General features: G+C 68.7%; 21 protein-coding genes. 11 read left to right on the top strand and 10 right to left on the bottom strand.

The genetic code is table 11. The features are described from left to right. Positions 1 to 41: 41 nt before the first annotated feature. Together ACWEOW_RS15110 and ACWEOW_RS15105 are read right to left on the bottom strand one after the other, a co-directional pair. Positions 42 to 551, bottom strand: coding sequence for an FMN-binding protein (locus ACWEOW_RS15110; protein ID WP_452270036.1), 510 nt, complete (start codon positions 549 to 551; stop codon positions 42 to 44). Beyond that, positions 548 to 2,008 carry a ferredoxin reductase family protein gene (locus tag ACWEOW_RS15105; RefSeq protein WP_452270035.1) on the bottom strand — a complete coding sequence of 487 codons (1,461 nt, stop codon included), beginning with the start codon at positions 2,006 to 2,008 and terminating at the stop codon, positions 548 to 550. The genes ACWEOW_RS15110 and ACWEOW_RS15105 overlap by 4 nt, the downstream gene beginning before the upstream one ends. 62 nt (positions 2,009 to 2,070) lie before the next feature. On the opposite strand from ACWEOW_RS15105, the gene ACWEOW_RS15100 reads away from it, so the two are divergent. After that, on the top strand, positions 2,071 to 2,739 hold the full coding sequence (locus ACWEOW_RS15100) for a response regulator transcription factor (RefSeq protein WP_452270034.1): 669 nt from the start codon (positions 2,071 to 2,073) through the stop codon (positions 2,737 to 2,739). Then, positions 2,739 to 4,094, top strand: coding sequence for a sensor histidine kinase (locus tag ACWEOW_RS15095; RefSeq protein WP_452270033.1), 1,356 nt, complete (start codon positions 2,739 to 2,741; stop codon positions 4,092 to 4,094). The genes ACWEOW_RS15100 and ACWEOW_RS15095 overlap by 1 nt, the downstream gene beginning before the upstream one ends. Before the next feature lie 318 nt (positions 4,095 to 4,412). Here the strand turns inward: ACWEOW_RS15095 and ACWEOW_RS15090 are convergent, their stop codons facing one another. The 5 genes from ACWEOW_RS15090 to nhaA form a co-directional block, all read right to left on the bottom strand. Beyond that, positions 4,413 to 8,372, bottom strand: a complete 3,960-nt coding sequence (locus tag ACWEOW_RS15090; protein ID WP_452270032.1) for a S8 family serine peptidase — start codon at positions 8,370 to 8,372, stop codon at positions 4,413 to 4,415. 219 nt (positions 8,373 to 8,591) lie between these two features. Next, positions 8,592 to 9,473 carry a serine hydrolase gene (locus tag ACWEOW_RS15085; protein ID WP_452270031.1) on the bottom strand — a complete coding sequence of 294 codons (882 nt, stop codon included), beginning with the start codon at positions 9,471 to 9,473 and terminating at the stop codon, positions 8,592 to 8,594. Position 9,474: 1 nt separating this feature from the next. Further along, the gene (locus tag ACWEOW_RS15080) at positions 9,475 to 10,386 is read right to left on the bottom strand and encodes an alpha/beta fold hydrolase (RefSeq protein WP_452270030.1); all 912 of its coding nucleotides are present in this window, start codon (positions 10,384 to 10,386) and stop codon (positions 9,475 to 9,477) included. A gap of 23 nt (positions 10,387 to 10,409) precedes the next feature. Then, entirely contained in the window at positions 10,410 to 10,922 is a 513-nt protein-coding gene (locus ACWEOW_RS15075; RefSeq protein WP_452270029.1) for a phage holin family protein, read from the bottom strand. Positions 10,923 to 11,050: 128 nt separating this feature from the next. After that, complete coding sequence (gene nhaA, locus ACWEOW_RS15070; protein ID WP_452270028.1) at positions 11,051 to 12,439, bottom strand: Na+/H+ antiporter NhaA; 1,389 nt, start codon at positions 12,437 to 12,439, stop codon at positions 11,051 to 11,053. A 238-nt stretch (positions 12,440 to 12,677) separates the two neighbouring features. Between nhaA and ACWEOW_RS15065 the strand changes: the two genes are divergently transcribed. Then, on the top strand, positions 12,678 to 12,932 hold the full coding sequence (locus ACWEOW_RS15065; protein WP_452270027.1) for a hypothetical protein: 255 nt from the start codon (positions 12,678 to 12,680) through the stop codon (positions 12,930 to 12,932). An 81-nt stretch (positions 12,933 to 13,013) separates the two neighbouring features. After that, positions 13,014 to 14,273 carry a hypothetical protein gene (locus ACWEOW_RS15060; protein WP_452270026.1) on the top strand — a complete coding sequence of 420 codons (1,260 nt, stop codon included), beginning with the start codon at positions 13,014 to 13,016 and terminating at the stop codon, positions 14,271 to 14,273. Here the strand turns inward: ACWEOW_RS15060 and ACWEOW_RS15055 are convergent. Beyond that, on the bottom strand, positions 14,270 to 15,079 hold the full coding sequence (locus ACWEOW_RS15055) for a GNAT family N-acetyltransferase (protein ID WP_452270025.1): 810 nt from the start codon (positions 15,077 to 15,079) through the stop codon (positions 14,270 to 14,272). The genes ACWEOW_RS15060 and ACWEOW_RS15055 overlap by 4 nt on opposite strands. Next, entirely contained in the window at positions 15,076 to 16,218 is a 1,143-nt protein-coding gene (gene rffA / locus ACWEOW_RS15050) for a dTDP-4-amino-4,6-dideoxygalactose transaminase (RefSeq protein ID WP_452270024.1), read from the bottom strand. Before rffA ends, ACWEOW_RS15055 begins: the two co-directional genes overlap by 4 nt. A gap of 40 nt (positions 16,219 to 16,258) precedes the next feature. Between rffA and ACWEOW_RS15045 the strand changes: the two genes are divergently transcribed. The 3 genes from ACWEOW_RS15045 (at position 16,259) to ACWEOW_RS15035 (ending at position 20,079) form a co-directional block, all read left to right on the top strand. Then, positions 16,259 to 16,663: a GtrA family protein gene (locus ACWEOW_RS15045; RefSeq protein ID WP_452270023.1), complete on the top strand. Its 405-nt coding sequence runs from the start codon at positions 16,259 to 16,261 to the stop codon at positions 16,661 to 16,663. 36 nt (positions 16,664 to 16,699) lie between these two features. Further along, entirely contained in the window at positions 16,700 to 17,770 is a 1,071-nt protein-coding gene (locus ACWEOW_RS15040) for a glycosyltransferase family 2 protein (protein WP_452270022.1), read from the top strand. Positions 17,771 to 17,877: 107 nt separating this feature from the next. Further along, the gene (locus ACWEOW_RS15035) at positions 17,878 to 20,079 is read left to right on the top strand and encodes a hypothetical protein (protein WP_452270021.1); all 2,202 of its coding nucleotides are present in this window, start codon (positions 17,878 to 17,880) and stop codon (positions 20,077 to 20,079) included. Between the two features lie 23 nt (positions 20,080 to 20,102). Here ACWEOW_RS15035 and ACWEOW_RS15030 read toward each other — a convergent pair whose 3' ends face one another. Continuing rightward, complete coding sequence (locus ACWEOW_RS15030; protein WP_452270020.1) at positions 20,103 to 21,563, bottom strand: hypothetical protein; 1,461 nt, start codon at positions 21,561 to 21,563, stop codon at positions 20,103 to 20,105. Between the two features lie 165 nt (positions 21,564 to 21,728). Between ACWEOW_RS15030 and ACWEOW_RS15025 the strand changes: the two genes are divergently transcribed. From ACWEOW_RS15025 to ACWEOW_RS15010, 4 genes are all read left to right on the top strand, one after another. Next, positions 21,729 to 21,905, top strand: a complete 177-nt coding sequence (locus ACWEOW_RS15025) for a Flp family type IVb pilin (RefSeq protein ID WP_452270019.1) — start codon at positions 21,729 to 21,731, stop codon at positions 21,903 to 21,905. Between the two features lie 156 nt (positions 21,906 to 22,061). After that, positions 22,062 to 22,214 (top strand): Flp family type IVb pilin, encoded by a 153-nt coding sequence (locus tag ACWEOW_RS15020; RefSeq protein ID WP_452270018.1) that lies wholly within the window; start codon positions 22,062 to 22,064, stop codon positions 22,212 to 22,214. Positions 22,215 to 22,225: 11 nt separating this feature from the next. Continuing rightward, positions 22,226 to 22,711: a TadE/TadG family type IV pilus assembly protein gene (locus ACWEOW_RS15015; protein WP_452270017.1), complete on the top strand. Its 486-nt coding sequence runs from the start codon at positions 22,226 to 22,228 to the stop codon at positions 22,709 to 22,711. Next, positions 22,699 to 24,024 carry a pilus assembly protein TadG-related protein gene (locus tag ACWEOW_RS15010; RefSeq protein ID WP_452270016.1) on the top strand — a complete coding sequence of 442 codons (1,326 nt, stop codon included), beginning with the start codon at positions 22,699 to 22,701 and terminating at the stop codon, positions 24,022 to 24,024. Before ACWEOW_RS15015 ends, ACWEOW_RS15010 begins: the two co-directional genes overlap by 13 nt. Positions 24,025 to 24,040: the final 16 nt, after the last annotated feature.

Genomic DNA, 24,040 nt, shown 5'->3' with positions numbered 1-24,040 from the left:
GCGTGAATGCGGGGCCACTCGACGGGGTGGTGGTGGCGGGCTCAGAGGTGGGCTGCGTCGATCGCAGCCTGGAGGCTCTGCTGGTACCCCTCGCTCGTGAACGTCGCCCCGCTCACCATGTCGATCTGTGCCGACTGCGCGGCGAGCGCCTCCTGCCGGAGGATCGGGGCGGCATACGCGCTGATGGAGACCGAGTGGCGGGAGCTGTCGGTGAGCTGGACCGCGCGGACATCCGTGATGCGCGGGCCGACGTGCGTGAGGCGCACCTGGACGTTGCCGTAGGGCGTCCCGACGAGCGCGCCGTCGACCGTCGCGGGCGCAGCCGACGGGGACGCCGGGTGGGAGGGCTTGGCGCCCTGGGCCGTCGACTGTGCAGGTGAGCCCGGCGCTGGGCTCGGGCCGGCAGCCGAGGAGATATGCCGCTGCGGCGGCCCGGCGACCACGGTGACCTCCCCGTGTGGGCCGGGTCCGGACGCGAGGCCCGCGTGCCAGGACGCCCAGATGGCACCGACGCTCGCAGCTCCGACGATGGCGGTTGTCGTCCTTCTCACCAGGCGAACCTCTCGTCGTGGATGTGCGCCGCTGGCACGCCAGCATCTCGAATCGCCTTGTGTACCAGCGCCATCCATGGCGACGGCCCGCACAGGTAGACCTCGTGGTCAGCAAGGTCTGGCACGATCCTCGTCAGGCGCTCGCCGTCGGAGCCACGGCCGCCGGCGCGGCTGGGCAGGGCCGAGCCGCTCGCCGGTGGACCCACGAGGGACAGGACCTGGTGGCCCGCGAGCGAGGCGAGCCGTTCGAGCTCGGGGTGCAGCGGCAGCTGGTTGACATCGTTGGCGCGGTAGACCACGGTCACGTCGCCAGGTGCCGCATGGCCCTCGAGGACGAGCTCTTCGAGCAGCGCGCGGACCGGAGTCACCCCGATCCCGGCCGCGATGAGCAGCACTTTCGGGCGGGTCCGGGCCCGGGTCGTGAAGGCGCCGTAGGGGCCTTCCACGAGCACGAACGTGCCCGGTCGAAGGTCGGCGATGCGTTCGGAGTGGTCGCCGAGGGCTCGGACCGTGATGCGCAGCGTCCGCCCGTCGGGCGCCGCGGACAGCGACCACGGGTGGGCGGCGAAGAAGAGGCTGGGGGTGACGAAGCGCCAGTTGAAGAACTGCCCGGCGCGCACGTCGAGGCGGTCGAGGTGGCGCCCTCGCACGACGACCGACCAGACGCCGGGGCCTTCCGGCCTGACCGCCGTGACGCGCAGCCCGTGGCGGGCGCTCCGGACCACGGGGAGCAGCACCCGCCACCAGGCGACGCTCGCCGCGACGACGACCCAGAGGGTCCACCAGTACGCACGCGACACCAGGGAGGCGTTGAAGTCGGTCCCGAGCGAGATCTGGTGGGGGACCGCGAGGATGACGGCGGCATACGCCATGAGATGCACAGCGTGCCACCACTCGTACGACAGGCGGCGACGCGCGATCCGCACGGACGTGACCGCGATCGCGACGAGCGCGGCGGTCGCCAGCAGGGCGAGGAGCAGGTCGTCACCGCCCGTGACCAGGATGAGCAGCTCGCGCAGCCAGCCGAACGGCCCGGTCAGCCCGTCCGCGGAGGCGTAGCCGAGCAGGATCGCCCCGACGTGGACGAGGACGAGGGGCACGGTGATGCGTCCGAGGATGCGGTGCGCGGCGAGCGCGCGGTCCATCCCGTAGACCCGGTCGACCCAGGGCACACGGGCGGCCAGGAGCACCTGGAGCAGCAGCAGGTCCATCGCGACGAGGCCGGTCAGCCGGCCGACGGCCGTCAGCCGGTCGCCGACGTTGCCGCTGAGCAGGGCGTGGCTCCCACCCCCTGCGAGGAACTGCACCACGACGACGACGACGCTGCTGATGGCCAGGACCTCGAGCACGTCGGCTATGCGCGTTCGCCAGCGCCGGAACTCCGCTCCGCGCCGCAGCGCCCGAGCCGCGCGGGTAGGGACGCGTGCCCGGTCGGGAGATGCCAGAGTGTTGCTCACGAGGTCGATCGTCCTGAGCAGATCTCAGAAAGTTATGAGACGGAGGGGAGATCGTGGGCCGCATGGACGACCTGACGCTCGGCGCGCGACTGCTGCTCGTCGAGGACGACCCCCAGCTGTCCGTGATGCTCGAGCAGCTGCTCACCGAGGAGGGGTATGCCGTCTCGGTCGTCCGCGACGGGCAGTCGGGTCTTCATCGCGGACTGGTCGAGCCGTGGGATGTTCTCGTCGTCGACCGCGGCCTGCCCGGGATCGAGGGGGTCGACCTCGTTGCGCGGCTCCGGTCGAAGGGGGTCGCCGCGCCGGTCCTGTTCCTCACGGCTCGGGGCACCGTCGCGGACCGCGTCGAGGGCCTGGACGCGGGGGCTCAGGACTATGTCGTCAAGCCGTTCGACGTCGACGAGCTGCTCGCCCGACTGCGTGCGCTGCGGAGGCCGCTCGGGGCGGGGTCGGCGGAGCTCGCCGTTGGGACGCGCCGGCTCGTCGTCGCGGAGCAGCGCGTCACCGGGAACGGGCAGGACGTGGTCCTGTCGCGCCGGGAGTCCGCGCTCCTCGAGGTGCTGGCGCGCCGGCCGAGGCGGGTGTTCACCCGTGAGGAGCTGCTAGACCGTGCATTCGACCGTGCCGACACCCTCGGCGCCGTCGACACGTACGTGCACTACCTGCGCCGCAAGCTGGGCAAGGGCGTTGTCGAGACGGTCCATGGAGTTGGGTACCGGTTAGGGGCGTAGTGACGAGATCGACTGACACCAAAGCTGATCCGGTCGCCAGAGCCGCCCGGTCGATCGCGACGCGCATCGGGATCACGACCGCGGTCGTGGTGCTGCTGGCCATCCTGGGCGCGGGTATCCTGTTCGACCGGCAGCAGGCCACCGAGATCCGGCGGCAGGTGATCGCAGCGGCGCAGACGGTCGACGACGTCGGCGACGCGCCGCCCGGCATCTGGCTGGTCGAGGTAACGCCCTCCGGTGCGAACGCGACCCCTGGCACTCCGCCCTCCATCGTGGCCGCGGTCCAGACGGCGGTCGATCGCGAGGCCGGCCGCGACGGCTCGGCCGGAACGACCGCGGCGTCCGGTGGCTCGGGCGGCTCGGGTGGGACGACCGGCGCGCCGGGCGGCGGCGGCAGCGCATCCGGGGGAGCCACGGCATCCGGCTCGTCCGAGCCGCGCATGATCTCCGTCATCTCCGACGGCCGGGACTGGCCGACCGCCGGCGTCGAGCGGCACGGCACGACCTTCGCCGCGGTCTACGACATCAGGCTGCACCAGCAGCAGGAGCGGAACCTCCTGCTGTCCATGGCGGTGGCGGGACTCCTCGGCGTGGCTCTGTCGGCGGTGGTCGGCCTGCTCGCCGCCAGGCGCGCGGTGCGACCGCTGGCCGAGGCGCTGGAGCTGCAGCGCCAGTTCGTCGCGGATGCCAGCCACGAGCTGCGGACTCCGCTGTCGGTCATCAGCATTCGCGCGCAGATGCTGCGACGCCGGCTGCGCGCCAGCGGCCGCGACGAGGAGGCCCAGGAGGTCGAGCAGCTTGTCGCCGACACGAAGGTGATGAGCGACGTCGTCTCCGACCTGTTGCTGTCGGCTCAGCTCGACGCGACCGAGGCGACCAAGGACGCGGTGAACCTCGTCCACGTGGCGGAGCAGGTCGGCCAGTCGCTCGAGCCGTATGCCGCAGAGTCGGGCGTGACCCTCGCGTGGCCGAACGCCGCGCACCGTCGGCCGGTCGTCGTCGACGGGGTCGCTTCGAGCCTGCGTCGCGCAGTGCTGGCCTTGGCCGACAACGCGATTGCGCACTCGCCGGACGGGTCGAGGGTGGAGCTGCGGGTCGAGGCCCGTGGACGTGAGGCGGTGGTGGACGTCGCTGACCAAGGGTCGGGTGTGGATGCGGCAGACCTCAGCCACCTGACGCGCCGCTTTGCTCGGGCGAAGGACGACGGGGCGGGGCGCCGGTTCGGGCTCGGCCTGGCGCTCGTCACCCAGATCGTCCGGTCGCACGGCGGGACGTTGGCGGTCGACCAGACGCCCGGAGGCGGCGCGACGTTTTCCCTTCACCTGCCGCTGGCTGAGGACGGCGAGGACGAGTAGCGGCGGTCCACTACCACCCGCCGCCCCGGCCTGTCGCCCAGCCCCCAACCGACCGACACAGCGGTGGATGTGGCGGCCAAGGCAGAGATGCCTGGCCCACGCTCGGACTCGGATCGCTCTTCGCCGGTCTGGTCTCCAGTTTCGGTCACTCGACTCCTCCGGTTCGTGTGGGGCACCCAGACGCGTCCGGGTCTTGCCACTCTCAGAGACGGACCAGCGCCGGGAACGTGACGCGTCCGGTTTGTCACGGCCCCATGGAACTGACCCCTCGACGCAGCAGCTCTGCAGTCGAGGGGTCAGTTCCATGGCCGAGACGCGTCAGGTGACCTTGACGGCTCGGTTGGGGCTGTAGCCCGCGAGATGGTCGGTGTCCGCCGGCTTGTAGACCCGGTAGGTCGCGGTGCCGCGGGCGGTCGGCTTGACCGAGAACGAGTAGGTGCTCGTGGAGCTGAGCGCCTTGCTCGTCACGGTCGTCCACGTGCCGTTACCGGCATACCGCTGGAGGTAGACCGTCTTGCCCGCGTGAGCCGGCGACACGGACCCGGTCAGCGTGAACGTGCCGCCTAGGGCGACCGAGGTGCGGCTCGCCGTGGCGGTCACCGCCGTCTTGACCCCGACCCGCCGGAGCGCGCTGCTGGAGCCGACATAGGCGGTCGACCCTCGGTACACCCACATGTAGTCGACGGAGGCGGTCGGCTTGTGCGCGAAGGAGACTGCACCGGTCGAGCTCGACGTGCGTGTCGCGGCAAGCGTCCACGTGGTCGTCCCGACCCGGCGCCAGTAGAGCTCCGCCGGGGCGCCGGCGATCGCGGCACCCGTGTCACGCCGCGTGACCTTGCCGCTCACCGTGACCGAACCGCCCGAGGTCAGGGAGGTGACGTTCGAGGTCATCGACACCGCGGTGCCCACGAGCTTGGCCGACGCTGCGGGACTCAGCTTGCCCGCGCGGTCCTTGACCCAGACGCGGAAGGAGTAGACCGCGCCGGTGAGGTTGCTCGCGGTCATCGCCGTGCTGGTGCCCGAGTAGAGCGCCGTGCCGGAGCTGACGTCCGCGGGCGGGGTGGCGCCGGTGGCCATCCGCACGATGTAGCCGTCGAGATCCGTGATCGCCGGCGCCTTCCATGCCAGGGTCGCGGCCCGGAGTGCGCCGGTCGCCGTGAAGCTGCCGACGGCGGGCGGCGTCACGTCCGTCGTCCGGAAGGTGGAGGTGATCGGCGTCGTCATCTGGTTGCCGTCGGTGTCCTTCACCCCCGAGACGAGCAGGCGGTAGGGCGCTGCGTCGTAGAGCGGCGACGTCGGCTTGATGGTCGCCACCCGAGTGGCCGGGTCGTACGTCACGGACGCCGGGACGCGAGCGCCCGTTCGACCGTTGAGGATTCCGACGGTCGCGTTCGTGACGTATGCCGGGTCGACGTCGCGCTGGAAGGTGACGGTCGGCAGGTAGGTGAGGGTCATGCCCGAGCCGAAGTCGGACGGCGTCGTGCTGCGGACCCACAGCTGCTCGCCACCAGACGTCGGACCACCGGCGTTGCGCAACAGGTCGATTCCGGCGTTCGATGCCACCACAGCGTCTGTCTGGCCGTCGTCGCTCAGGTCACCGAGAGCGAGGCTGTAGAACCGCATGTAGTCCGCGTAACCCATCTGGGAGGTGATCGGCTTCGCGAGCGTGCCATCCGCCTGCTGCGTCAGCACGCTGACCTTTCGGAAGATGCCGTGTGCCGACACGAGGTCGATGCGACCATCGCCGTCGATGTCGCCTGCCTCGACCGTCTCGGGGGAGTCGGCGACGGGCAGGAGGCTCGGCCCGGCGAGGGTGCCGTCGGCGGCTTGGGGCCAGACGACGAGCTGGGAGTTCGGTGGGTTGCCGCCGATCGTGCCGACGAGGTCGGCTCGCGAGTCTCCGGTGATGTCAGCCACCTCGATCCCGTGCGTGGGAAAGTTCGTGCCGACCAGGTGGTCCGTGGCCGACCATCCATCAGCGGTGTTGTGCAGGACACGCACGCCGGTGTTGTTGAGTTTCACTGCGACATCGACTTGCCCGTCGCCGTCGAGGTCACCCAGCTCGATCTCGTAGCCCCCGGAGTCCGACACCGTCGTACGCCGCCACGAGCCGTCAGGCTGTGCCATCAGCGTGGCGACATCCGAGTACGAGCTCGTCACGAGGTCGACCCGTCCGTCTGCATCGAGGTCGCCGGCCGCGACGTACGTTCCCGTCGCCCCGGGCACGACGGCGGCCTGCTCGAGGGTCCCGGTCTCGGACTGGGTGAGGACCTGCACTCCGATACTGGTCGACAGAACGACGTCGTTGCGGTGGTCGCCGTTCACGTCCGAGACGACGATGTTGTTGGGCAGTGCGGCGTCCACTGTCTGGTACGGCACTGGAGCACCTGGCGTGCCGTCGTCCTGCTGCGGCAGAACATAGAGAGGCGCACTCGGCGTGTTGGTGAAGGTCGGCCCCGCGAGGATGTCCGCCCTGCCGTCGCCGGTGACGTCGCCGACGGCAACGGCCGACGCCGGTGCGGCCGGCAACGAGATCGACGCAGCCGGGTCGAAGACTCCGGCTGGGGTGTCCACCACTCCAAGGGAGTAGGTGCGCGTGTCACGAGAGCCGTTGTAGTTCCGGACGGCCAGGTAGTAGGTGCCCTTGCCCATGAAGAAGGACAGGGTCTCCAGCTCGCCCTCGGCGTAAGAGTCGGCCACACCGATCAGCCTGAGGTCCTGGTCATAGACACTGACCACCATGTCGACGTTCTGGGCGAGGGTCGGCTCATACGCCGAGGGCCTCGCCAGGACGTCCACAGACCGGGCGCTCGCGGACTCGTAGCGATACCAGTCGACGTCGCCTTCGGCCCCGATGGCGCCGGTGGCCGAGTCGGCCATGACGACGGCCCTCGCCGGCACGTCGTTGGGCTCGTTCACCCCGGCCGACGGTTGCGGGAAGTCGGCCGCCCACGTGCCCCCGACGGCATACGTCGCGTCGACGATGCCCGCCCCGTAGAAGGGGTCGATCCCTCTCGGGCCCGCGTCGCGGGCAGTCGTCCTGAGCCGCGCCGCGACCTGCGCCGGTGTGTACGTGGGGTACTGCGCACGGATGAGCGCCGCGATCCCCGAGACGATCGGTGCGGAGAAGGACGTGCCCGAGCCGACGTAGTAGTCGTACGTGCGCCACGTCGAAACGATGTCGAAGCCCGGCGCCGCGACGTCGACCCAGTCGCCGTGCGTGGAGAAGTCGGTCAGGCGGCCGTCCTTGTCGGTGGCGGCGACAGCCACGACCTCGGCGTATGCCGCCGGGTACTCGGGCTGGTCAGCTCCGGTGTTGCCTGCGGCAGCCACGACCACGGCGCCCTTCGAGACGGCATACGTCACGGCGTCGTGCAGGAACGGGCTGTCGTCGGCGCCGCCGAGCGAGAGGTTGATGACCTTCGCGCCCTTGTCGGCGGCCCAGCGAATGCCCTGGATGACGTCGGAGTCGGTGCCGTCGCCCTGCGCGTCGAGCACCTTCACGGGCATGATGCGGGCGTTCCAGGCGACGCCGGCGATGCCCTCCGTGTTGTTGGTGTTGGCGCCCGCGATGCCGGCGACCATCGAGCCATGGCCGTTGTCGTCGCTCGCGGCACCGGCCGGGATGGCCGTGTCGGTGATGGCGTTGAAGCCGGCGAGCACCCGGCCCGCGAGGTCGGGGTGCCCGCCATAAACGCCCGTGTCGACGACGGCGATGATCTGCGAGGTGGAGCCCTTCTGACGATCCCAGGCAGACGGCATACGCACGGTGTTGAGGTACGGCTGGTCGCCATAGGCATAGGCGAGGTCGTTGGGCGCGACCGACGCCGTACGGATGTAGTCGAGGCCGACCTGGGCGACCTGGCTGTCGCCGCGCAGGCGGCTCGCGAGGTCTTCGGCGGAACCGCTCGTCTGCAGCTCGACGACGTCCGTGCCCGCGACCCTGCCGACCGCCTTGGCCCCACGGTTCCTGACCGCCTTGTCACGGGACGCCTGCGAGGCGGACCTCTTGAACTCGACGAGCACCTTGCCCTGGGCGTGCTTGCTGTGCTCGGTCTTGCCGCGATGGGGACGCGGCAGTGGCTTGGCGTGCAGGCGGTTGCCCGGCGATGCGCTGGCGGCCGGCGCGCCGGCTGTGGTGGCCGTGGTGGCGGTGCTGGTGGCGGTGCTGGCGGCGGTCGGCGACGAGGACGCGACGGCTGCTGAGGTGGAGACGGCCAGGACGGGCGCGGCGAGCGCGGCCGTCAGGGCAGCCGCGAGTGAGCGGCGACTGAGCATGAAGGGGCCCCTGTTTCGGTGAGTTGGCGAGCGAAGTCTGCCAGAGGACGGTGACGTCAGCGCGTCGAGTGTGGGCAGGTTCGCTCGGACATACCATCTACTCGCCTGACCGCCGAGCTGCGCTCAGCTGCGGCGCCCTCGACGGACTTTGTGTGTCCGACGGTCCGCACGCTGGAGACTCTCCACGAAGGACAAGTGCGGAAGGTCGACAGCGCGCGCTCAGAGAGTGGAGAGCACCTTCTCGCCGATGTGGCGCATGCCGCGGAGCACCGCCCAGATGGTGAGCGGCTCGAGGCGCGTGCCGGTCGCCGGCTCCCAGTTGGCGATGGCGGCCCACGTCACCGTGCGGTCGCCGACCGTGACTCCGCCGACATCGGCCCGGACGCCCGAGTCCGTCCCGGTCTTGTTCCACAGCAGTGGACTGCCCCCGAGCGAGACATGGTGTGCGATCGGGTCCATGCCGCCTTGCTCCACTAGCGCGGACCCGACCATCGACTGGTCGACGTTTGCCGAGAGCCACTGGCGCACAAGACGATCCGCCTCGGGGCTCGCTGCGGCTCCAGCGGCCACTCGGCTCATCAGCGCACTCAGCTCGATGGCGGTGCCGGTGGAGAGCGTCGCCGGATGCTCGGCCGACCGCACGTCGCGCACCCGGTCGTGCAGAGCGGTCGCGCGCAGCCCGAGGGCCGTGGCGCGCGCTGCGACCTCGGCGAGCCCGACCCGGCGCAGCAGGACGTTCGTCGCAAGGTTGTCGGACACGGCGCCGACGAGCGCCGCGACGTCGATGAGCGGGAGGGTCTCGACCGAGAGGGTGTGCCACAGTCCTGAGTCACCGACCCACAGGTCGACCGTCCGGGTGAGTGGCTCGTCGGGCGAGAGCTCGCCCGCCGCGATGGCGCGTGCAGTCTCGATGAGCAGCAGAACCTTGCCCACGGACGCGGTGCGCAAGGGCACGTCGCCGCCGACGACCCCGAGCGGCATACCGGAGTCCAGGGGACTCGTCGAGCGAGCTCCCCGACTCCCCTGTCCCGGCTCCGCCTCGACGCGCCGGACGCACACCGACCACGTGACGCCGCCGGCGTCTGGAAGGTCGAAATCCAAGTCAGGCAAGGGAGTCCAGCCATGAGACCAGGGCGGCGCTGACCTTCTCGGGAGCCTCCTCGGAGAGGAAGTGCCCGGCGCCGTCGATCGTGAGGCTGCGATAGTCGCCGGGCACGAACGCGCCGGACCCGTGCGTCGCCTTGGCCAGGACGCACCCGTCGTCGGACCCCTGGAGCTGCAGCACCGGCACGCGGACGGCGTGCCGGATGCGACGCATGAAGATCGGTCCGTCGGGTCGGACGGACGAGCGGCCCAGCCACCGGTAGTGCTCGGCGGCGGAGTGTGCGACGAAGGGGATCATCATGCCGTCGCCGTAGCGCGCGATGTCCTCGTCGGTCGGGTACGCCCCGAAGGGGGAGGCCCAGGAACGCATCAGGCGCTCGACGTACTCGTGCGAGCGGGCCATCTCGCGCTCGGGAGCGAACGGCTTCTGCAGCGCGGCGATCCACCCCGATGCGCGCCGCTGCTTGCGGTCGCTCCACGTGGCTCTGCGCATGATCCGCGGGTGCGGCATCGACAGGGAGGCGATGGCGCGCGTGACGTCGGGGCGGAAGGTCGGCATGCACCACGTGACCCAGCCGCCGAGCCCCTGGCCGACGATGACGGCGTCCTTCTCGCCGAGGGCCCGCACGACACTCGCGGTGTCGAGCGTCGACATGTAGGTGTCGTATCCGCGGGGAGGCTTGTCGGATCCGCCATAGCCGCGCAGGTCCATCGCCGCGGCTCGATAGCCGGCATGCGCGAGCGCCACCAGCTGGTGGCGCCACGTGTACCAGAACTGCGGGAAGCCGTGCAGCAGGAGCACGAGCGGCCCGTCGCCCAGCTCCGCGACGTGGAAGCGCGCGCCGTTGGCCGACACGTAGCGGTGCTCCCACGGGCCCTCGATGTTGACGAAGGCGGCGTCGACCGGCATCGGTTGGTGGTTTCGGAGATCGGTCAAGCGTCGCGGGATGGGTCAGGTGCGGGCGGCGTCGCGGGCGCGGCGGCCGTCGCTTGCGGGAGGCTGGGCTGGTCCCACGGCGGGCGGGGCGCGGGGACAACGGTGCCCGGGTGCTCGGTCGCAGCCTTGATGCCCTCGATCGTCTGCTGGGTGCTGGCGATCGCCTTCTCAGGCGTGGGGTTGACCGTCTTCAGCTTGCGCACGCCGAGCCAGGCGAGCAGCGCCGCGACGAGCAGCATGAAGACCGTGACGATGAGGTATGCCGCCCAGGCCGGGAGGCCGAGCGCCTTCAGCCCTTCGGCGATCGTGGTGAAGATGAAGTAGACGGAGTAGAAGACGATGACCGCAGCCGCGGCGAGCAGCCCACCACCGGTGCCGGCCTTCTTGAGCTGGACCGAGATCTCCGCCTTGGCCAGGGCGATCTCGCTGCGCACGAGCAGGGAGATGTCCTGGGTCGCGGACGCGACCAGCTGGCCGAGGGTCCGCTCCTGCCGGGGATCGGTGCTCATCGCTCACTTCCTCGGTTCTCGGGTCGCGAAGCGCGAAATACGCCCGCCGAAAGCCACCCTACTGTGCTCGCCATACCCAAACATGGCAGGCAGCGCCAGCGGGGGCCGACCACGAACAACAATGGTCCTCACGCCGACTCCTCCGTCTCGTACACGTCGGGGATGCCGTCGTGGTCGCGGTCAGCGGCCTCGCGGACCTCGACGCGGCGATAGTGCGCGTTGCGGATGCGCAGGACGACCGCCGCGAGAAGGGAGGCCAGCAGGCTGCCGGTGAGCACCGCCAGCCTGGCGTGCTCGTCCTGCTCGGTGCCGCTGCCGAACGCGAGCTCGCTGATCAGCAGGCTGACGGTGAAGCCGACGCCGGCAAGAAGAGACAGGCCGAGGACGTCGGTCCAGGAGAGGTCCTCGTCGAGCTCGGCGCGGGTGAACCGCGCGACCGTCCAGGTGCCACCGAAGACTCCGATCGCCTTGCCGGCGACGAGCCCGACGATGACGGCGATGGCTGCCGGGTCGTGGAAGGCTGCGGCCAGACCGCCGCCGACGACGGTCACGCCGGCCGCGAAGAACGCGAACACCGGGACCGCGATCCCGGCCGAGAACGGCCTGATCCGGTGCTCCATCCGCTCTGCGAGCGAGTGACGGTCCGGGTCGTCCTCATGCTCGCGGTTCACCGGGACGAGCAGGCCGAGGAGCACGCCCGCGACGGTCGAGTGGACACCGCTCGAGTGCACGCACACCCAGGCGAGGACGGCTGGGACGGCGAGCAGGAACGGGTTGGTCAGCTTGCGCTTCAGCAGGATTCGCCATGCGGCAAGCGGGAGGACTGCGGCCAGGAGCCAGAGCACCTTGACCGACTCCGTGTAGAACAGCGCGATGATCGTGATCGCGATGAGGTCGTCGACGACAGCCAGGGTGAGCAGAAAGGACCGCAACGCGCTCGGCAGGTGCGTCCCGATGACGGCGAGCACCGCGAGTGCGAACGCGATGTCGGTCGCCGTGGGCGTCGCCCAGCCGCGGAGTATGCCGCCGACGTCGGTCGCGCTGTCGCCTCGGGTGAGCGTCAGCGCCGTCACGACGTAGAGGATCGCGGGGAGCGCGACACCGCACGCCGCCGCGGCGATGGGCAGGGCTGCCTTTCGCCGGTCGGCGAGGTCACCGGCGACGAACTCGCGCTTCAGCTCGATCCCCGCGACGAGGAAGAAGACCGCGAGCAAGCCGTCAGCGGCCCAGGCGCTGAGGCTGAGGTCGAGGTGGAGCGCAGGGGGGCCGACGACGATGTCGCCGAAAGCGGCATACGACTCCCGCCAGGGGGAGTTGGCCCAGACGAGTGCGAGGAGTGCGGCCCCGAGCAGCAGCGCGCCGCCCACGGTCTCCGTGCGAAGGAGGTCGGCGACGTAGCGGGCCTCGTGCCACGTCCCGCGGCGCAGCAGGCGTTCCGACGACGTATGCCGCTCGGGCGACGCGTGCGGGTCGGGCGACGCGTGCGGGTCGGGCGACGCGTGCGGGTCGCTTGCCATGGAAGCCTCCGAGCGGATGGGTGCGTGATCGCCGACCAGACTTCCCGGCACACCATGGCTCGCGCGTCGCCGCGGGGAGCGCGAGGAGCCGCGTCGAGTCTATCGACGGGCTCGCGCGGCTCACCCGACACAGCTGAAAGCGACTATTCCGACACTGCTGGTTCGACGGGGCCACGGGCCCTACATTGGGCGACTGGGGGGCGAATCCTGTCCGTCAACGTGCGCTCGGGGGAGAGGCATGACCGAGAAACCTGCAGGCTGGTACTACGTCGGCGATGGCAAGCTGCGCTATCGCGACGACTACGGCTGGACCGAGTTCTACATGGACACTACGGACCCGCGAGCCGAGAAGTGGCCGCCGCCCACGCCGAAGACCATGCTCCAGCAGGTCCGGGAGGACGAGGCGAAGCGCTCGGCGGAGGCCGCTGCGCGCTCGGGGGGCTGGTTCAGCCGGTCCCGCAAGGCGCGGAAGCCGGACGGCCGCACCGCATAGCGGAAGCGCAGCCACCCTGTTCTGTGTCGAACCTGCCCGAACCGGTCACGGGACCTCCGCCGACTGCATAGGGTCGCCCCGATGACCACACCGACTCACCGCAGATCACTACGTCAGGCCATCCTGGCGATGGTGCGCGACCGGGCCACTCTCGTGCCGCTCGGGATCTTCGCGGCCTTCGGTTCGGTCTCCGCCATCTTCCTTTCGATTGGCGCGAACCGACAGATGGCGATGATTCAGGATGGACCTGCCTATCACGTCAGTCTTCCCATGCAGGAAGCGCCAGGCTACTTCGGCGTTCTCGCGAACTGGGACGGTCAGTGGTTCCACACGATCGCCACCAACGGCTATCCGGTGCCCATTCCCATGGTGGACGGAAAGGTCACTGAGAACGCGTGGGCGTTCCTGCCCCTCTATCCGATGCTCGTGCGCGGACTCATGTTCGTCACCTCGCTGCCGTTCACGGTCTGCGCGTGGATGTTGAGCATCGGTCTCGGGGCCGTGGCGATGGTGATGCTCTATCGTCTGGTGCTTCCACGAGCGGGGGCGTTCAACGCCGGAGCGCTCCTGGCCTGCCTGTGTGCGTATCCGACCGCGGTGCTGTTCCAAACTGCCTACGCGGAGAGCTTGGCGCTCCTGCTGCTCGTCGCTGCGTTGTTCGCCCTCAGCCGGCGTAGGTACTCGCTCGTCGTCCTGGTCGCGCTCGGCTTGTCGCTCACCAGACCGATCGTGCTTCCGCTGGCGGTCGTCATTCTGGTCCACGGCCTGGTGCGACTCCGCTCCGAAGGTCGTGGTTTCACGACGCGCGATCGCGTGGTGGTTGTCGTCACGGCCGCTGTGACCGGATTGTTCCTGGGTCTCTGGCCGCTCATCGCTGGCATTGCCTCGGGGCATCCGAATGCCTATCTGGACACGCTTTCTGCGTGGCCGGTGAACCAGGTCGGGAGTGGTCCCCTTGGCGGAGGATGGTTTGCAGATGCGCTGTCCTTGACGCCGGCGACGATAATCGCAGTAGCGATCACCCTGGCTGTCGTACTGATTGCGCTACGGCCCGGTGCCCGGAGCTGGGGAGTGGAGCTGAGGGGCTGGGGGCTCGCCTATCCCCTCTACCTGCTTGCTGCATCCCGCCCGAGTCCCAGCATTGTGCGGTACCTCATGTTGAGCATCGCGCCGCTGTGGCCGTTCGTCGAGATGCCCAGTGCTGTGGTGCCAGCTCGGTACCACCGGCTTTTGCGATGGCTGCCGCTGGTCTTGGTCATTCTCCTTTTCCTGGTCGCACAGTACGTGTGGATCACGCGAGTGTTCAGCTTCACGACGACCGGCCCGTCTACGTACCCCTAGGTCGCAGCGCGCGGCATGGAAGGCGTCGTAGCGTGCATGGTGTCGAATGCCGCGAGCGGCACCATGCCAGCACGCGACCACAGACGCTGGACACGAATGTTCTGGACCTGGGTGGAGATCAACAGTCTGCTGGATCCGCGGGACGCTGCCTGGCGAGCGCATTCACCAAGAAGGCGCCCGTAGAGCCCCTGTCCCTGGGCTGACCGAGCAAGACCGGCGAGCTCGATCTCGAGGTCGTCTGCATCCGTGTCGAAGATCAGGGTCGCGACGCCGACGGGTCTTCCGTCGACGCGCATGAGCATCACATCGTCGGGGCGGTCCTCGAGCGTCCGCTCAGCCCACTCGACGTATCCGGCGAGCGCGGCCTCGGCAGACAGGTCGGGGTTCGCGAGGTAATGGTTGCCATATGCCTGGAACGAGTCCTCCACGATCATTCGGACCGCCTCGACGGCCGTTTCCGGATCGCGCGACGCGGGGCCGACGTGGATGCTCGGGTCCGGCGTGGCCTCAGTCGCGTTCAGCACGACAGCTGCAGGCGCCTCCCAGTAGACGAGCGCGTCGGCATGGAGGACCGCACGACCGGACTGTGCGGCCACCGCACCGAGCGTGAGCATCCGGCTTGGCCATCGCGCGATGATGAGCTCTTCCTCGGCCGAGCTCAACACCACCGCGACGAACTCGGCGGCCTTCGGCTCCTCACTGTCCCACCCGACGCTCAGCCGACCGACGGTGACTCCGAAGCGTGAGGACTCAAGGGGACTGGGCCGGAAGCCGAGCTCGTCACCACTCAAGGATGCCCAGGTCATCGGCGTCGGGTTCGGTAGGCGCAGATGACCTCTGTCACCCGTCGCGCGTCGTCGACAGACATCCCAGCATGAAGGGGGAGCCGGACAAGTCTGGCGGCGACGTTTTCAGTCACGCGGCAGGGCTCAGGCGCACGACCGAGGGCCACACCGGCAGGTGACGAGTCCAGCGGCTGGTAGTGGAAGGTGGCGACGATGTCGTGTGAGGCGAGGTGGTCGATGAGTCCTCGCTGATCCTCCGCCTCGGGCATCACGACATAGAACAGGTGTGCGCTGTGGCGACATCCCTCCGGCACCGCCATGAGACGCGCTCCGACCGCGCCCGCCCAGTCGGGAAGAGCGGACGCGTAGTGGTCCCAGATAGCATGGCGTCGGGCCTGGATCAGCTCGAAGTTCTCGAACTGTGCAAGGAGCACGGCGGCGAGCAGCTCGCTGGGCAGATACGACGACCCGTGATCGACCCAGGTGTACTTGTCGACGGCTCCGCGTAGGAACGCCGTACGGTTCGTGCCCTTCTCACGAATGACGTTGGCCCGCTCGAGATACGAGGCATCGTTGATGAGCAGGGCCCCGCCCTCGCCGGAGGTGATGTTCTTCGTGTCGTGCCAGCTCTGAATGCCAAAGGTTCCGAACGTGCCCAGGTGCCGCTGGCCGCTGAATGCGCCGAGGCCGTGCGCGTTGTCCTCGACGACGTCCAGTGCGTGGTCGCCCGCGAGCGTCATGATCGAATTCATGTCGGCCGCGACCCCGCCGTAGTGCAACACGAAGACTGCCTTGGTCCGGGGTGTGATGGCCTCCCCGGCCTTGTTGGGGTCCATGTTGAGCGTGTCAGGCGAAATGTCGACGAAAACCGGAGTCGCGCCGCGGAGGGCCACTGCGCTGGCAGTCGAGGAGAACGTGAATGCCGGAACAAGCACCTCGTCGTGCGGCCCGAGGTTCAGCAGCATCGCAGCCATCTCGAGAGCGTGGGTCCCGGAGGTCGTCAGCGTGGCCGCCGAGGCTGCCGTGTACGTGATCAGCCACTCTGTTGCTCGCTGGGTGAAGCTGCCGTCGCCATGCCAGTGCGTCGATGCCAGCACCTCGGCGAGGTATTCCTGCTCCAGGCCGGTTCGGAACGGCGCCGAGAACATGATTCGCTCCACGGCGCCAGTCTTGCATCGCGACAGGGCCTAGTCTCGCAGGGTGCTGACACCCCCTCAGGGCGGCCGAACTGGCGCCCTGCCCATCCGGTACGTCGTGGTCGCGGGTGCGACCACACTTGGATACCTCGGGGTGCTCAAGCTGTTCCTGACGACCGACCTGCCCTACATGGTGTCGATCCTTTGCGCGCAAGCCGTGGTCATCCCGGTGGCGTTTGTCGCCTACCGGTCCCTCGTCTTCGGCCCGGGGAGTACGGTATTCGTCGACTTCACACGGTTTGTCGGCGTATGGGCAGGAGGCGCGATCCTGGGTGCCGTCGCCACACCGATTCTCGTGGAGCTAGTCCGGATGGACCCATGGATAGCCCAGCTCCTCGCCATCCTGGTCGTCGCCGGCATCTCGTTCCTGAGCCATCTACGGCTCAGTTTCCGCCGGAGTGGCCGTTGACCGACGGGCGAGCGGGTCAGCGTCGATACTGATCCGATGAAGGTGTCGGTCGTCGTTCCGTGCTATCGCTCCAGGGAGACACTCCCGGACCTTGTCGAAAGGCTCCACCGTGCCCTGCCCGCGTGGACGGACGATTTCGAGGTGATCCTCGTCGTCGACGGTTCACCGGATGACACGTATGCCGTGGCGCGACGTCTCGAGCGTCGGCATCCGCGCACCGTTCGGAGTCTGCTCCTGCGCAGGAACTACGGCCAGCACAACGCGATCCTCGCAGGCCTCTCCCGGTCGAGGTTCGAGGTCACGGTCACGATGGACGACGATCTGCAGCATCTGCCGGAGGAGCTCGGAAAGCTTCTCGAGCCCCTGCAGAACCCCTTAGTGGACCTGGTGTACGGCGTTGGTGACGTCGAAGAGCACGGTTTTGCCCGCTCCCTGGCCTCTCGGCTGGTCAAGGGCGGCCTGGCTGTTGCCGGAGTGCCGAACGCTCGCGACGTCAGTGCCCTGCGAGCCTTCCGGACTGACCTTCGGGACGGTTTTGCCCATGTCGCCGACCCGTTCGCCTCCGTGGACGTGCTGCTCAGCTGGACGACGACGTCGGTCCGGCGGGTGCCCGTTCGGATGGCACACCGGGCGGTCGGGCAGTCGGCCTACACCTTCATGGGCCTTGCCCGACACGCCATGAACATGGTCACGGGCTATGGGACGGCACCGCTGAAGCTCGTCGCGTGGATGGGCTTTCTCTGCTCGGTCCTGGGCTTCGCGCTGTTGGTGACGGTCCTCGTCAGGTACTGGATGGGCTCCATCGAGGTGGCGGGCTTCACCACGCTGGCCTCGCTCCTGGCCATCGTCTGCGGCGCAGTCATGCTCTCCATCGCCATTCTCGGGGAGTACGTCGGCAGGCTGCACTTCAGGTCTATGCAGCGTCCGATGTACCTGATCAAGGAAGACAGCCGCATCGACGGCCCGCGTGCCGGCGTTCCCGGGATCGAGCTGCCGACCATCGTCGAGCAGGCTGATGACGACGCCATAGCGGACGCACTGGCAGAGCGATACGTAGCGTCCGAGCTGGAGTCCGAGCCTGAGAGTCGCGACGAGGTCGTGGGCTGACCGTGGCCAGCACGTTTATCTCGGGAACGCAGCGTGCGGCATACCAACGTCAGGCAGACTGACCCCTCGTGCGACCGGGGAGCGTAGGGACCGTGGTGGGATCGAGGGTGAGCCCGTCGGGCTCACGCCTGCGAGCAGCCGCCGGCCCGGTGGCGGTGGTCGTGCTGACCTCGGTCGCGGCCACGCAGGCTCTGCAGGTCTGGAGATGGCGGCCAGGGACCCCCTTGGGCCTGTCCGTGGACTTCCTCCACGTGGCTGCGCTGGTCCGGGGTTATGTCGATTACGGGCCATATGCCAACAACCTGACCTTCGGCGCGCCGTTTGGGATGAGCACTGGGTGGTCGTCCACCGGCGACGACCTGCACGTCTGGATCCTGACTTTGATTCAGTGGCTCACGCGCGATGCGTTGACGACAATGGCCCTTTACTTCTTCCTGTGCTTCCCGGCATCGGCGCTTGCCATGTATTGGCTGGCGCGGCAGTACTCGATCACCCGTCCGGCGGCCGTGATGGCCGGCGTCCTCTTCGCTGTCCTGCCGGGGCAGCAGGAACGTTTCCAGCACCTGTTCCTCACGGCATACTGGGCGATCCCGTTCGCCGCCTACCTCATCATCGAGACCTGTCGCGGCCGGAGCTTCTGGAGATCGCCGAGCGCTCGGTTGTTCGTGCCGGTGTTCGGTCGGCGTCTGCCGGTGAGTCGTCTGCTGATGCTTGTCTGCATAGCGCTGGGAGACATCTACTACGTCGCGTTCACCCTCGTGATCATCGCCCCGATCCTGGCTCTTCGCTATCTGGCCAACAGGGACCTGGGGCGTGCCCTCCGTCTCGCCCTGCCTTCGGCGCTCGTGGCTCTCATGGCATTGGGCAGCATCGTGTTCGCGCGCATGCGCATCTCAGGCGAGACCGTGACCGGGCCGATGGCCTGGGGGCGAACGTTCGTCGACTCCCAGAACTGGGCGGGTCAGCTCATCGACCTGTTCCTGCCATGGTCGGGCCACCGGGTCGCGAGTCTGGCGACGCTGACGAACGTGTACCTGGCACGGACCGAGAACTACCACGAGTCGGATGCGATCGGCGTCGTCGCCCTCATCGGCGTGGTCGGAGTCCTGGCGGTTGCGCTGTCCCGCCTCCTGTCTGGCAAGGCCCGCGAGGCCTCGGTCGTGTCCGCGATCGCCGTGAGCGCGCTGATCACCATCGGTTACTTCTGGCAGGGTGGCCTGGACGCCCTGGTCGCGGTCTTTGTGACGCCCCAGATTCGGACGTGGTCACGCCTCTTTGCCTTCATCGCCATGTTCGGGCTGTTGGCAGTCGGCCTCTGGATCTCGTGGCTGGCTTCGCGCGGCTGGAAGGCGGCAGCCCGCTGCGCCGCGCTCGTCCTGCTCCTCGTCGGCGTGCTCGACCAGACCAACCCGGCGCGCGCCCCAGCGTACGAGGTCAACCGGGCTCGACTCGCCTCGCTCTCCGAGTTCGGCACGCAGGTGGCGGCAAGGTGGGGCCCACAGTGCAGGATGTTCGAGCTGCCGGTGGTGCAGTTCCCTGAGGTGGAAGACGACGCACTCTCGGATTTTCTCGCACTTGGGGTCGCGGCACCGCAGCTCTCCTGGAGCTTCGGCGCTATCAAGGGCACCGCGGCGTCCGACTGGCAACTTGGACTACCGCTCACCGATCCGGTCGCCCTGGGAGACCAGCTCGCGGCGGCGGGCTTCTGTGGGGTCGTGGTCCACAAGGAGGCGGACACACGGATACCCGAGACCATTCACGGCCTGGCGACAGCCCTGGGGTCGCCCATTGCCCAGACCGGAGACGGGCTGTTTCGCGCCTACGACCTCAGGCCCACGGCAGAGTCCCTGGACGGTCGCCTGACACCCGACCAGCTGACGACCCTGCGGCAGCGCGTCTTCCACCCGGTGGTCGCCGGGTTCGGCGGCGTCTTTGCCGTCCCGGAGTCGACCGGCCCGGTCCAGCGCCTCGGCCCCACCCCGAGCATCGGGTTCAGCAACATGAGTGATCGGACCCAGAACGTCCGGGTGGCCATCGAGATTCGTGGAACCTTCTCGACCAACCGGTTCAGGCTCCACGGGCTCCGCGACACCGACTGGGTGACCGTCGGCGAAGGCGAGTCGAGAACGCTGAACCTGGAGCTCCCGCTTCCACCAGGCCAGTCGACGCTCTCGATCGAGGAGCGGGGGGCCGTCGAGGACCTCGCACTGCTGAGAGAGCTCGCAAAACTTCCGATCCTGTCGTCGGCAACGGTTGAGGCAGTGTCGCCCGATGACGTGAACGTGGGGCTGAGTCTCCCGACGCCCTGAGGCGCCTTGTCGTCTCGCGCCAGCTATCGGGCCGTATGCCGCTTCATCACGACGTAGCCGTCGGTCGTGGCCACGGCGTCGAAGCCATGCTCCACAGCGAGCCGCGTGCCTTCGGAGCCGGTCGGGGCGACCACGACATCGACGTGCTCGAGGACCCGGCTCGCCGTCTCGACCCCGTGCCAGTAGTCGAGGTAGTCTGCCTGGTCGGACCGGTCGAACGCGTCGATCGGGTTCGACATCCAGACCCGGACGCCGCCGGCGGCGAGGTCCTCCGCGAGGGAACCCGGCGCCAGAACCGTCCTGCCCGTCGACTGCGACGCCACAGAGTCGACGAGCGTCGCCGGGACGAACGACCCGCCGCGCATGGCGAGCATCGCCACGGAGGCGAGCGCCGCCAGGCCCAGCACGACACCAGCCACGGGTCCCGATCGCACGGCGTGGCGCCCGGGTTCACCGGCCCGGCCCCGAGCTCCCAGGCGGGTGAACGCCAGTGCCGCCGGGACGAACAGAATGACGAGAAGCCAGAAGCCGTTTCGGGCCGACAACAGCGTGCCGGCTCCCAGACCCACGATGGCGACCCACTCCCAAGCGGACGCCGCCCGCGACAGCGCGACAGCGAGAACGAGGACGCAAGCGACAGCGATCAGCGCCACGTCGAACGGGCGGTCCAGACTCGGCGGCGCCCACAGCTCCTGCCGTCGTGTGGCCGCCTCGTTGGTGAGGACGGACGTGTAGTAGCGCCAAGTGTTCACGTGGGCGGGGTTGACCGCGAGGGCAAGAACCCCCACCAGGCCGACGGCCACAGCGGTGAACGCCTGGCCGGGCACACGGATCCGGGAGGCGACCAGGTAAGCGCCGAGGAGCGCCACTCCGACGAGCGCCGACCCATGCAGGTTGCCCCAGACGACAAGAAGCGGAGCTGCCAACCAGATGGCCCGCGTCGGTCGCTCGTGCTGACGCCTGAGCAGGACGACCAGGAGCGCCGCGGGCACGAACGCCAGGAACTGAGCACGCACGATGCCGAGAACCGGTAGAGCGCCGAAGGTGACCGCGATGACGGTTGCGGCCGTCGGCAGGCTCCCCGCGCCGGCTGACATTGCCTCGAGCGCCAGCAGTGCAAGCAGCGCTCCGGCGGCGAGGACCAGGGCTGCCGGAAGGGCCCAGTCGCCCATGTCGTCGATGGCGTAGAAGACGAGCTCGCCGAGGACGGGGACGTTCGCCCACGAGCTCGAGTCGGCAGCAGCGAAGGGCACCCCGGCCGGGATGCGCCCCGTCGTGGCGATGTGGTGTCCGAGTGCAGCGAGCCACCTGGCGTCGGCGCCGAAGGTCACCGACCGGGCCAGCAGGACCATGGCGATCGCCACCGCTGCGGCAGGCGCCGCGGCCGTGAGCGCAGCCCGCCGGCGTGACGCTTCGTCACTAGTGGCTGGTCCCCGAAGCGCTTGGTCCGCCATCCCGGTCATCGATCCCCCAAGCAAATGCATTCCCGCATGATGATGCACCATCTACACCGGTTCGGGGGGCGGATCATGCCCGTCCTGCGGGTTACATGTCAAATTTCGGGATTCTGGTGACACTTGTCTGGCAGTCGCCTACGGTGCTCCCCGGGGGACCACATCGGGTGGCCCGTTTCCAGGGAGGATCTCTTCATGACCAAGCTTGCTGCCAAGCTGCAGACCCGCATCCACGCCGCCAAGGACAAGGGCGCCACCGCCGTCGAGTACGGCCTGCTCGTCGCCCTCATCGCCGCCGTCATCGTGGCGATCGTGGCCGCGGTCGGAAACAAGGTCAGCACCGCCTTCAGCACGGTGAACAACGCGCTCTGACGCGAAGGCGGCCCGGGCATGCCATCGCGTGCCCGGGCGCCAATCAGATCCACCACGCCGGAGCGGGTAGGCTCCGGCCAGGGTTCACCTGGCACAGCCAGGTCAACCTGGGAGGTCTTGGGAGGGATTACCGTGTATGGGCTGTTTCGGAACCTCGTGACACGCCTTCGGGGCGTGCGCGAGCATGGGGCGACTGCAGTTGAGTACGCCCTGCTTGTCGCACTCATTGCCGCCGTCATCATCGCCATCGTCTTTGCCCTCGGCCAGACGGTGAGCGGTGCGTTCAACACCGTCAACGACGCGCTCTGAGCGGAACCTTTGTGCCCACCCAGTTACAGTCCCACGATGCCCTGCCGTGGCAGCCGCGAGGCGCGGTCAGGCGTCGCTCGTCGAAGCGTGAGTCGGGCACCTCTGCAGTCGAGTTCGCGATTCTCATGCCGGTTCTCTTCATGGTGATCGCAGGAATCGTCGACTTCGGCCGCGCTTTCTTCCTCGAGATTCAGCTCGCGAACGCGGCGCGCGAAGGGGCGCGTGCCGCGGTCGTTCTCGCCGGCGACTCCACCTATACAGCCAAGGTCACGGCTCGTGCGACCGCGGGCGCCCCGGCAGTCCAATCCTTGACCATCTCGACGACGTCGCCGGACAGGCTCTGTCCGACTCCGGCAGACCCGAATGCCAGCGCGCAAGTAACGGCGTCGGCGCCCTTCAGCTGGATCATCATGCGACCGGCGATCGCTCTGGTCGGGGGTACTTGGGGACTCAACGGCACTCTCTCTTCCACGGCGGTGATGCAATGCGGTGGCTGAATCTGCGTTTCGGGAAGCCAGCAGGAGAGCAGGGCGCCGTCGCGACGCTCGTGGCGATCCTTGCGGCAACCGGGGTCATCATGGGCATGCTGGCGCTCAGCGTCGATGTCGGCAACATCATGTTCGAGCGCCGCCAGCTGCAGAACGCGACGGACGCGACGTCTTTGGCGCTGGCCCAGGCATGTTCAAACGGTCAGACCGGGGCCGGACAGGCGTGCGCGTCGGCGGCGGACGCGTCTACGCGGCTCAAGCCGCTCGCGAATGCTAACTCCAAAGACGCTCTGACCCGGGTCCCGGACACCGGGATCTGCGGCAACAACGTCCCGACGCTGCCGGCATGCACGAGCCCCGGCGTGGCCAGCCAGATGAGCGAGTGCAACCCGCTCAACGACTCGATGGACCCGAACACGAAGTACGTCGAGACTCGGACGTACACCGAGTCGGGCGGTGGGGCGACCGTCCTGCCGAAGTTCTTCTCGCAGGCGATCACCGGAGGCGGCGGCGGGACCACTGTGACCGCCTGCGCTCGCGCCGCGTGGGGTCCGATCGGCGCCAGCAACCCGAGCTTGCCCCTCGTCCTCGGGATCTGCAACTGGAACCAAGCCACCGCCAATGGCACCAAGTTCGCACCGTCGCCGCCGTACACGCCCGCGCCGGGAGACCCGACCGCTACGGCTCCTAACCCGGATGTCGACGGTGACGGCAGCGGCGACATCTGGCCCCGGATGACCCAGATCTTCGCGCACGTCAACGGCTCCGAGACCGCGGCACTTGCCGCGAAGTTCCCGTGTGGGCAGGACCTCTCTGCGCAGTCGGGCCAGCTCACTCCTGGAGGCTTCGGATGGGTCAAGACCTGCAAGACGATGGCGAACCCGCCAGCCGCCTGCGACAACGTCACTGACAACTGCCTGGCAGCCTTCCTCTCGAACGGGACGATCGAAAGCGACCCTGGAGCGTCGATGCCAACGGACTGCAAGACCGTCCTGCCTGGCTTCGTCGGCAAGGAGGTTGACATTCCCGTGATCACTGCGGTGACCGGGACGGGCGGAAGCGCTGTCTTCACCGTCAACGGGATATCGACATTCTTCGTCGCCGGAATGTCCGGCATTCCTGGCGTCGCCGATGTCGTCGCGTACAACGACAACGTCGCGGCTTATCGCGACTCGACCTGCATCGACACAAGCACAACCCAGTACAAGCGTTACCAGAGCACCTGCATGTGGGGCTGGTTCACCTCGCCCATCCGGCCCGTCGGAAGCATCGGCGGCGGGACCACCGGGCGGGGTCCGACAACGATCGCTCCTGCCGGCTGACCAGCCAGAAAGACTC

It is taken from the genome of Monashia sp. NPDC004114 (assembly GCF_053603855.1).
This window is presented reverse-complemented; position numbering and strand designations above follow the sequence as displayed.

Bases quoted from the DNA above. Each gene is read 5' to 3' on its own strand.
- ACWEOW_RS15010 (WP_452270016.1), top strand. From the start codon at position 22,699: ATGCGGTGGCTGAATCTGCGTTTCGGGAAGCCAGCAGGAGAGCAGGGC.
- ACWEOW_RS15100 (WP_452270034.1), top strand. From the start codon at position 2,071: ATGGACGACCTGACGCTCGGCGCGCGACTGCTGCTCGTCGAGGACGAC.
- ACWEOW_RS15060 (WP_452270026.1), top strand. From the start codon at position 13,014: ATGACCACACCGACTCACCGCAGATCACTACGTCAGGCCATCCTGGCG.
- ACWEOW_RS15080 (WP_452270030.1), bottom strand. From the start codon at position 10,386: ATGCCGGTCGACGCCGCCTTCGTCAACATCGAGGGCCCGTGGGAGCAC.
- ACWEOW_RS15025 (WP_452270019.1), top strand. From the start codon at position 21,729: ATGACCAAGCTTGCTGCCAAGCTGCAGACCCGCATCCACGCCGCCAAG.
- nhaA (WP_452270028.1), bottom strand. From the start codon at position 12,439: ATGGCAAGCGACCCGCACGCGTCGCCCGACCCGCACGCGTCGCCCGAC.
- ACWEOW_RS15075 (WP_452270029.1), bottom strand. From the start codon at position 10,922: ATGAGCACCGATCCCCGGCAGGAGCGGACCCTCGGCCAGCTGGTCGCG.
- ACWEOW_RS15040 (WP_452270022.1), top strand. From the start codon at position 16,700: ATGAAGGTGTCGGTCGTCGTTCCGTGCTATCGCTCCAGGGAGACACTC.
- ACWEOW_RS15055 (WP_452270025.1), bottom strand. From the start codon at position 15,079: ATGACCTGGGCATCCTTGAGTGGTGACGAGCTCGGCTTCCGGCCCAGT.
- ACWEOW_RS15030 (WP_452270020.1), bottom strand. From the start codon at position 21,563: ATGCATTTGCTTGGGGGATCGATGACCGGGATGGCGGACCAAGCGCTT.
- ACWEOW_RS15065 (WP_452270027.1), top strand. From the start codon at position 12,678: ATGACCGAGAAACCTGCAGGCTGGTACTACGTCGGCGATGGCAAGCTG.
- ACWEOW_RS15090 (WP_452270032.1), bottom strand. From the start codon at position 8,372: ATGCTCAGTCGCCGCTCACTCGCGGCTGCCCTGACGGCCGCGCTCGCC.